Consider the following 7,955-nt stretch of genomic DNA (forward strand, 5'->3'; position numbering starts at 1 on the left):
CGCTTACTGGTGCGCGCGGTCTATGCCCCCGCTGTCAGCAAGGGCATCTGTTTTCCGGGTTCCTGACGCTTGCGCCGCAATGCGAGGTCTGCGGCCTCGATTATTCCTTTGCGGATCCGGCCGATGGGCCCGCCTTCTTTTCGATGTCCGTTGTGGCGTTCCCCGCCCTGGCTTTCGCTTTGTGGCTCCAACTCGGCTTCAACCCGCCGTATTGGGTTCATGTCGTGACCACGCTGCCCCTCACAGTTGGCGCGTGCGTCTTCCTACTTCGGCCTCTCAAGGGTTGGCTCGTCTGCTCTCAGTATTTTCACAAGGCCCAAGAGGGTTCGATCGATCGCGAATTTCATGCCCAACAGGCCGAGCGTCGTCGTGGAGCAGAGGACCTGTAGCGCTCTATTTCCGCTTGGCGGCCGGTTTCGCCGGCTTGGCCACAGGTTTCCGCCCCAGCCCGCTCGCCTTTGCCAATGCTGATCGCTGCTCCGCGTAGTTCGGCGCCACCATCGGGTAGTCCGGCTTCAGACCCCATTTGGCCCGATATTCGTCCGGGGTCAGGCCATGGTCGGTCGACAGGTGCCGCTTCAGCGACTTAAACCTCTTCCCGTCCTCCAGACAGACGATGTGATCGGAAGATACGGAACGCTTCGGATTGACCGCAGGCTCCTGTTCGGGTTGCCCGACGGCAGGGGCCTGGCGAATGCCGTACAGCGAGGTATGGATAGAAGCGATGAGGTCGGGCAGCCCTGAAACGGGGAGGGCGTTTTTGGCCACGTAGGCCGATACTATGTCTGCGGTTAGGCTGACTAGATCGACGTTTTGGGATTCGTTCTGTTCGTCCAAGATTTTCACTCCTAATATCCGAATCTAAAGCCCACCCCTCGCAGGTCGTGTACTGCAACTCTGACAACACGCCAACGCATCTACTTCTGCCGGAGTTGAACGCCTGGGCGACCGTGGTTGAGGAACTCAACCCCGCGGGCCTCAAGCACCCGCTGCACACCCTGGACGTTCTGCGCTCGGCCGGCGATTGGTCCGGCACCGGCGGCTTCCATGCTCCTAATTGTATTGACGTTTACGCCAGCAAGGTCGGCTACGTCCTTTTGCTCAATCCCGATCAGTGCGCGGGCGGCTTTGAGTTGATTTCCGGTTGTGAGCATTCTATGCCTCTCAGAATTGCGATTTCTAGTTACCATACCCAGAAAGCCGTTGACAACCTCTAATCCCCGCTTTAGGTTATCAGACATAGTAAATCAGTTCTGATCACCAGAAACGGGAGAAGTCAAATGCCGAACAAACTTGTTCGGGCAGCCGTCGGAGGCGTGTCCGATTATCCCCACAATCCCCAGCCGAATGGCTTTGTACGTAACCTGCTGATGCGCTGGTCTTCGCGTGCGAAATACGCCCCCGCCACTGAAAAGTTTGTACAGGAGAGTTTCATGAACCAGCATGTCGATCGCCGCGCCCTTCTGGCGTCTTCAGCGGCTGCCACTGCGGCCTTGGCCGTAGTGGTTAGCGCCCAAGAGGCGCATGCAGGCGAAACGCCGACTTCCGGTGCCCTGACCGCACGGATCGGCGAGCATCCTGATGCTGAACTGTTCCGGCTCGAAAGCGAAATGGAGGTCGCCTCTGCTCGCTTGAAGAAAATTGAGCGTTCCCAGAGCAGGAAGAGCAAGAAAGCTGAAAAGGCAGCCGGTCCTCGGCCGCTTCATCCTCACGACTGGAAGGCGCCAGCAATGCCGGACGACCTCTCGGAAATACATCAATCGGCGCTGCAGAAGGCTACCGTAGCAGATCTTAAGCATGACCAATGGCGCCCGGCACCGGTCGCGGCTTGGCAAGAGCAAGTGGATCGGGAGCGGGATTTGGTAAAGGCCGAATGGGATCGATTTTGCGAGAGGCTCGCAGAGCAGAACCGTCTACTTGGCTATAACGTAGAGGAAGCGGAGTTCAATGCTGCCTGTGATCACGAGTGGCAGATCGGAATGAGCATTTTCGCAGTACCCGCACATACCATCGACGGCATGATGGTGAAGCTTAGGGCGAGCGACACGCTGAGGCTGGAAGATTTTGCCAATGCAAACGAGGCGTACGCTTCCATTGCGGCGGACATTCGTCGTCTAGCCGGCGAGGGGGCAAAGATTTCCTCGCCACTTCCCGATGGACGATGATTCCCGCGGAGTATGGGAACGATTCCACCTCCCGCTACCGAGGGCCATGATGACGGCGGCGGGGACTCAACCTCATGAAATACTCCGACTTGTGACCATCTGATCGGAGGAGGCCCGGCTGTTTAGGTGGCCGGGCCTATTCAGTGGAGATCTACTCGCCCTCCAGAATCGTTCTTCACCGGGCCCCACATGCCGCCCGTGAAACTGTCGCTATCGGCGATCTGCAGGATGTTCGGCGGATCGTCGCGGTATCTCTCGCCAAACCAGCCTTCATATTCGATTTGAATCGGAAATTCCGCTTGAGCCTTCCAAAAGCTCTTTTTCGGTATTCTGTGTGTTAGCCCAAAAGAGCACGTTGTCTGGGCACCGTTTTGTAGGAGGCGGATCACCATTGAAGGCTCGAAGCAGGCAAGCCAATAGCCTCGCGTCTCTGCATCGGCACCGGCACCGAGGGCGGCTTCTAGCGCTGCCTGGTCGCGCACCACCAATCTGATGTTCCTCGCTGGAATCGAGCCTGAATTCAGCACGACGAGGTTATAGGCGATGCCGTCATTCCCGCCATGATGGGTCTGAACCATCGCCGTTACGATTGGTCGGAACTGGCGCCGCCAAAAGAAAACGGACATCCCAAGCGCTATTATCGAAACAATCAGCGCCACAATAGACACGGCCAGTTCGGCGGTCATGTCGTGCTCCTAGTCGCTCCACTGGATCTTGCTGCCGCGCAGGTGCTGTGTGTCGGCTGCGAACTGGAGTTGCGCCAAGACGGCGCTGCGCTCGGCAAGAATCTGGAACGCCTGGTGATATGATCGACCGCGCTTGAGCAGCTCGCCAGCATAATTCCCCAGCGGCTGAGGCATCTTCCAAAGTTCCGGGGATATTTGCTGGAGCCCCAGTGCGGTCATTCGAGACCCCTGCGTCGAGAACATGCTGCTACGCTTTATGGTATGCAACGCGGCCTTTGATTCGCAATGTTATGCCGCGGTCGCTGGGGCCGCTTCGCTTCCTCGTAGCAGGCTTTGTTTGTCTGCATCAACTGAACGAGTTATGAATCAGGTTATGAATTGAAGACTGGACTCTACAAAAGTAAAGCGTTTTCAATTGCTTGCGCAAAAAACTGGCGGAGGGAGTGGGATTCGAACCCACGGTGAGCTTGCGCCCACGCCGGTTTTCAAGACCGGTGCCTTAAACCGCTCGGCCATCCCTCCAGCATGGTCTTTCAACCACTTACGATCGTCGCTATCGGTCAATTTTCAATGGTCGGCGCAAAATTGACGCCGAGGCATTTGCGACCGGTTAGCGCTTCATTGCTGTAGTGCGGCGGTCAGGGCTGCGTCAACCACCGCGACGTGCCTTCCTGCGGTCGGGACAGACGATGCATTGCCCGGCTGCCCGGTTGGCCGGGCACTTTTATGTCTGTGGCGAAAATGTCACGCAACCAGAATATGCGGCGGCTCAACCCTGGCGCGCTTATTATCCAGCCAAACGAGGCGTACCGTCCTTAGCGGGCAAGGGGACGACCCAGACCGCAAGCGTCTCTCACTTCCTCCCGAACTAGCGCCCGCTACGGAGAACGTGGTGGGCGTCTTCTTGTCCAGCCCGACGGCAACGCGCGAAAGCATCTCGAACTTGGCCGTGAAACGTTGCGCATATGGATGAACCGAGTTCATCCGTTCGATCTAGGCAGGCCTTGCGGACGCCCATGCTAAACTCCTGGTTGGCGCGGGCAATTCCAGCGCTGTGAGCGCCGGTTGGAAATGGAAGTCCCCCTCCAAAAAGCTGCCCCTCCATCCGGCGCTCATCCCACGCAATGCTCACCCTCGATGGCAGTTTTTTCCCCGCCATAATCTCGCCCGGTTCCGGCCATAATCGATTAACATCGTGATAAACATTTCCTGTGCACAAAGAGATTGGGGATCAAGGTGTTGCTGCGTTCGGGGCGCTTGGCTCCGATTGATGGCGGCGAGACTGTAGGGGACAATCGAAAACATGCAGACCTCGGCGCGCCCGCGTCTTCGTCGCGCTCCTGCCTTCGTGCTGTGCGCCCTCTCGGCGGTGCTGCTTGCCGGCTGTACGTCGACGCCGCAACCGAAAGGCATGGTCGACAAGCGGCCGCGCTCCAAGGAATATTTCGCCGAGTCCGAATATGGCGTGAAGGCGAGCCCGCGCGTTGCCTTCATGCGGCGCGGCGGCGGCCGCGACCAGCTCGGCAAGCCGTACCAGGTGCGCGGCAGGTGGTACTATCCCAAGGAAGATAAGAAGTACGCCAAGGTTGGCCTGGCTTCCTGGTATGGCGATGCCTTCCACGGCCGGCTGACCGCCAATGGCGAAGTCTATGACACGATGCAACTGACGGCGGCGCACCCGACAATGCCGCTGCCGAGCTATGCACGCGTCACTAATCTCGAGACCGGCAGTTCGATTATCGTCCGCGTCAACGACCGCGGCCCATATCACGAGGGCCGCATCATCGACGTCTCGGAACGTGCCGCGCAAATGCTCGACTATGGCAAGGTCGGCACGGCAAGGGTGAAGGTCGAATATGTCGGCCGGGCGCCTCTCGACGGCAATGACGACCAGTATCTGATGGCTTCCTACCGTCCCGGCAGCAGGCGGCCCGATCCGTCCGACGGCCTGCCGACGGGCGTGATGGTGGCCATGAACGGCCCGTCGCCCAGCCTGTCGATGAGCGATGCACCTCCAGCGGCCGTGCCGTTCCCCGGCCAGCTGACCAGTTCTGGGCAGGCTTTTGCCACGCAGTCGGGTCTGTCGGAGCAGCCTGCCGCGCAACCGGCGATGTCAAGGCAGGCGCAGGGCGCCAGCGAAGTCGTGCTGCCGGATTTCGGGCCGATCGTGCCGGAGCGGCCGCAGTTCAGGCTGCCGCCGAACTCGCCCTTTGCCATGGCGTCGCTGTCCTACGCGGATGAGCGCGTCAATAGCGCCGACGTCTTTGCCGCCCTCGACGGCAGCGGCATGTCGCCGGCCGACATCCTGCAGTCGTGGAAGAAGTCGAACGGCCAGGAACAGACGCCGGCCTCCGATTATGTGGCCGCCGGCTCCTTTGACAATGCGGCGCAGGCAAACCGCGTGGCGGCGGCGCTCGAGCCGTTCGGCAGGACTGAAATCCAGCGCACCGAGCTCGACGGCAACGACTGGTACGCGGTCAACCTCTATCCGGATGGCCATAGCAGCATCGACGACCTGCTGCAGGCGGCCTGGTCGCACGGCGCGCCGGACGCATTGGTTGTGCGAAACTGATCAATTTCGCGCGCGCCGTTGATCCGGCGGAAAGAACCCTGATAACTTATCGACGCCAGCACGGCTAAATGGGTCGATATTTCATGCAGTTCCGCATCTTTCAGCCTTTCGCCGGATTACTAGGCCTGGCGCTGATACTGCTTTGGGCAGCCCCGGCCGGTGCGCAGCTTTTCGAGACCAAGGCGGCCCAGGCCTTCATGATCGACGCCGACACCGGCACGGTGCTTTTCGCCAAGGATGCCGACAAGCCGATCCCGCCGGCTTCGATGGCCAAGCTGATGACGATGGAGGTGGTCTTCAACGCCATCAAATCGAAGCGGATCACGCTCGACGATACTTTCGTGGTCAGCGAAAACGCCTGGCGCACCGGCGGCGCGCCGTCGGGCACCTCGACGATGTTTGCCAAGCTCAAATCGGCGGTCCGTGTCGAGGATCTGATCCAGGGCGTGACCGTGCAGGCCGCCAATGACGGCTGCATCGTGCTTGCCGAAGGCATGGCAGGCTCGGAGGCGAATTTCGCCGCGCAGATGACGGAGCGTGCCCGCGAGCTTGGTCTCTCGAAATCGACCTTCGTCAATTCGACCGGGCTGCCGGCAGATGGCCAGCAGACGACAGTGCGGGAGCTCACGATGCTGGCACTGCACATCTGGCGCGACTATCCGGAGTTCTTCCACTACTACGGCCAGCCCGACTTCACCTGGAACAAGATCTCCCAGCGGAACCGCAATCCGCTTTTGGCCATGGGCATCGATGCCGACGGCTTCGTGGCCGGGGCGAGCGAGTCCGCCGGCTTCGGCATTGTCGGCACGGTCAGCCACAACGGCATTCGGGTGATCGCGGCGCTGAGCGGTCTGGCGAGCGACCGGGAACGCTCCGAGGAGGCGCGCAAGCTGCTAGACTGGGGGTCGCGCTCCTTCCAGAAGACGGAGATCTTCGCCAAGGACGAGGTCGTCGGCGAAGCCGAAGTGTTCGGCGGCGCCAAATCCGGCGTGGCCTTGAAAGCCAAGGGCCCGGTGGACATCTTTCTGCCGATAACCAACCGCGACAAGCTGACCGCCAGAATTGTCTATGACGGTCCGGTGGCGGCGCCGGTGGAGGAGGGGCAACCGGTCGGGGAGCTGCGCGTTTGGATAGGCGACACGCTCAGCCAGCGAACGCCGCTTTTCGCCGCCGAGGCGGTGAAGGTCGGGACGTTGCCGCAGCGTGCGCTTGACGCCGCCAAGGAACTGGCTGTCGGCTGGCTGCGTCAGAAACATTTGTGATCGGGCAGGCTCGTGGACCTTTTGCCGGACGGGAGCTATGACAGCGGCCAGCACGGGCGAAGGCATTCACGATTGGCGAGCGGATTTTTCATCACCTTCGAAGGCGGCGAAGGAGCCGGCAAGTCGACGCAGATCGAGCGGCTGGCACGGCGCATGCGCGCCAAGAAATACGAGGTTCTGGTGACACGCGAGCCAGGCGGCTCGCCGGGCGCCGAGGCGGTGAGACATGTGCTTCTGTCCGGGGCCGCCGAGCCCTTCGGCCCGAAGATGGAGGCGATCCTCTTCGCCGCCGCACGCTCCGACCATGTCGAGCAAGTGATCCGGCCGGCGGTCGAGCGCGGCACGATCGTGCTTTGCGACCGTTTCATCGATTCCTCGCGCGTCTATCAGGGCGTCACCGGCGGGCTCGATCCGGATTTCATGGAAGCGCTGGAGGCGGTCGCCATCAACGGCATGGTCCCCGACATGACGCTGATCTTCGACATCGATCCGGCCGAAGGTCTGAAGCGCGCGGCGGCACGGCGCGGCGCCGGCGACAGCGCCGATCGCTTCGAGAAGGAGACTTTGGCCATCCACCAGCGCCGGCGGGAGGCTTTCCTGGCGATCGCCGAGGCGGAGCCGGACCGCTGCATTGTGATCGATGCGTCGGCCGATCCCGAAACGGTGGAAAACGTCGTCACCGCGGCCGTGTTCGCGGTGCTGGAAAAGCGGATGCCGGTGCAAAGGAAGCAGACGGCGCCGGCATGATCTTCGAACGCATCGCCCCCGAACAGCACGACACGCTTGACGGCGTTCCCGAGCCGTCGGAAACGTCGCGACTGATCGGCCACGTGCAGACGGCGGGCATGCTTGCCACCGCTTACCGCGCCGGCAAGCTGCCGCATGCGCTAATCCTCGCCGGGCCGCACGGCATCGGCAAGGCCACGCTCGCCTTCCACCTGGCGCACCACCTTCTCAGACATCCCAATTTTGCGGCTGCGCCCGAAGCGCTGGCCGTTCCAGATCCGGCCTCGTCGCTGTTTCGCCAGATCGCTACCGGCGCGCATCCTTCGGTGCTGCATCTCACCCGTCCGGCCAACGACAAGACCAAAAGCTTCAAGACGGTGCTAACCGTCGACGAGATACGCAAGGTCAGCCGCCTCCTGTCGATGACCTCGCATGACGGCAGCTACCGCGTCGTCATCGTCGATCCGGCCGACGACATGAACACCAATGCCGCCAATGCCTTGCTCAAGAATCTTGAAGAGCCTCCGGCGCGCACCCTGTTCAT

Annotated in this window: 9 protein-coding genes, 1 tRNA gene and 1 pseudogene; 7 read left to right on the forward strand and 4 right to left on the reverse strand. The window is 61.1% G+C overall.

The window, feature by feature from the left end:
- Positions 1-389: DUF983 domain-containing protein (locus EOA75_RS24820; RefSeq protein WP_127325396.1), on the forward strand; the 389-nt coding region annotated here is incomplete at its 5' end.
- Positions 390-393: 4 nt separating this feature from the next.
- On the opposite strand, the gene EOA75_RS24825 is transcribed toward EOA75_RS24820, so the two are convergent.
- Positions 394-837, reverse strand: a complete 444-nt coding sequence (locus EOA75_RS24825; protein ID WP_127325397.1) for a MucR family transcriptional regulator — start codon at positions 835-837, stop codon at positions 394-396.
- A gap of 113 nt (positions 838-950) precedes the next feature.
- Between EOA75_RS24825 and EOA75_RS35820 the strand changes: the two genes are divergently transcribed.
- Entirely contained in the window at positions 951-1,217 is a 267-nt protein-coding gene (locus EOA75_RS35820; RefSeq protein ID WP_164747540.1) for a hypothetical protein, read from the forward strand.
- 63 nt (positions 1,218-1,280) lie between these two features.
- Positions 1,281-2,165: a hypothetical protein gene (locus EOA75_RS24835; protein ID WP_127325399.1), complete on the forward strand. Its 885-nt coding sequence runs from the start codon at positions 1,281-1,283 to the stop codon at positions 2,163-2,165.
- Positions 2,166-2,305: 140 nt separating this feature from the next.
- Here the strand turns inward: EOA75_RS24835 and EOA75_RS24840 are convergent, their stop codons facing one another.
- The 3 genes from EOA75_RS24840 to EOA75_RS24850 all read right to left on the reverse strand — a co-directional run bounded on the left by EOA75_RS24840 (position 2,306) and on the right by EOA75_RS24850 (position 3,373).
- Positions 2,306-2,851, reverse strand: a complete 546-nt coding sequence (locus EOA75_RS24840; RefSeq protein ID WP_127325400.1) for a hypothetical protein — start codon at positions 2,849-2,851, stop codon at positions 2,306-2,308.
- A gap of 9 nt (positions 2,852-2,860) precedes the next feature.
- Entirely contained in the window at positions 2,861-3,070 is a 210-nt protein-coding gene (locus tag EOA75_RS24845; RefSeq protein ID WP_127325401.1) for a hypothetical protein, read from the reverse strand.
- Between the two features lie 213 nt (positions 3,071-3,283).
- Positions 3,284-3,373 (reverse strand) — tRNA-Ser (locus tag EOA75_RS24850).
- 781 nt (positions 3,374-4,154) lie between these two features.
- On the opposite strand from EOA75_RS24850, the gene EOA75_RS24855 reads away from it, so the two are divergent.
- The 4 genes and pseudogenes from EOA75_RS24855 to EOA75_RS24870 all read left to right on the forward strand — a co-directional run.
- Entirely contained in the window at positions 4,155-5,423 is a 1,269-nt protein-coding gene (locus EOA75_RS24855; protein WP_127325402.1) for a septal ring lytic transglycosylase RlpA family protein, read from the forward strand.
- Positions 5,424-5,506: 83 nt separating this feature from the next.
- Positions 5,507-6,685, forward strand: a complete 1,179-nt coding sequence (locus EOA75_RS24860) for a D-alanyl-D-alanine carboxypeptidase family protein (RefSeq protein ID WP_095825413.1) — start codon at positions 5,507-5,509, stop codon at positions 6,683-6,685.
- Positions 6,686-6,757: 72 nt separating this feature from the next.
- A complete protein-coding gene (gene tmk / locus EOA75_RS24865; RefSeq protein WP_127248207.1) occupies positions 6,758-7,432 on the forward strand; it encodes a dTMP kinase in 675 nt (224 codons plus the stop codon).
- Positions 7,429-7,955: pseudogene (locus tag EOA75_RS24870) on the forward strand (DNA polymerase III subunit delta'); the annotation flags it as partial. The gene tmk and the pseudogene EOA75_RS24870, both read left to right, overlap by 4 nt.

It is taken from the genome of Mesorhizobium sp. M1A.F.Ca.IN.022.07.1.1 (genome assembly GCF_003997575.1).
Classification (GTDB): Bacteria; Pseudomonadota; Alphaproteobacteria; order Rhizobiales; family Rhizobiaceae; genus Mesorhizobium.

What these genes read in the sequence shown, in the direction of transcription:
- EOA75_RS24840 (WP_127325400.1), bottom strand. Translation starts at nt 2,851, where the DNA reads ATGACCGCCGAACTGGCCGTGTCTATTGTGGCGCTGATTGTTTCGATA.
- EOA75_RS24855 (WP_127325402.1), top strand. Translation starts at nt 4,155, where the DNA reads ATGCAGACCTCGGCGCGCCCGCGTCTTCGTCGCGCTCCTGCCTTCGTG.
- EOA75_RS24860 (WP_095825413.1), top strand. Translation starts at nt 5,507, where the DNA reads ATGCAGTTCCGCATCTTTCAGCCTTTCGCCGGATTACTAGGCCTGGCG.
- EOA75_RS24845 (WP_127325401.1), bottom strand. Translation starts at nt 3,070, where the DNA reads ATGACCGCACTGGGGCTCCAGCAAATATCCCCGGAACTTTGGAAGATG.
- EOA75_RS24835 (WP_127325399.1), top strand. Translation starts at nt 1,281, where the DNA reads ATGCCGAACAAACTTGTTCGGGCAGCCGTCGGAGGCGTGTCCGATTAT.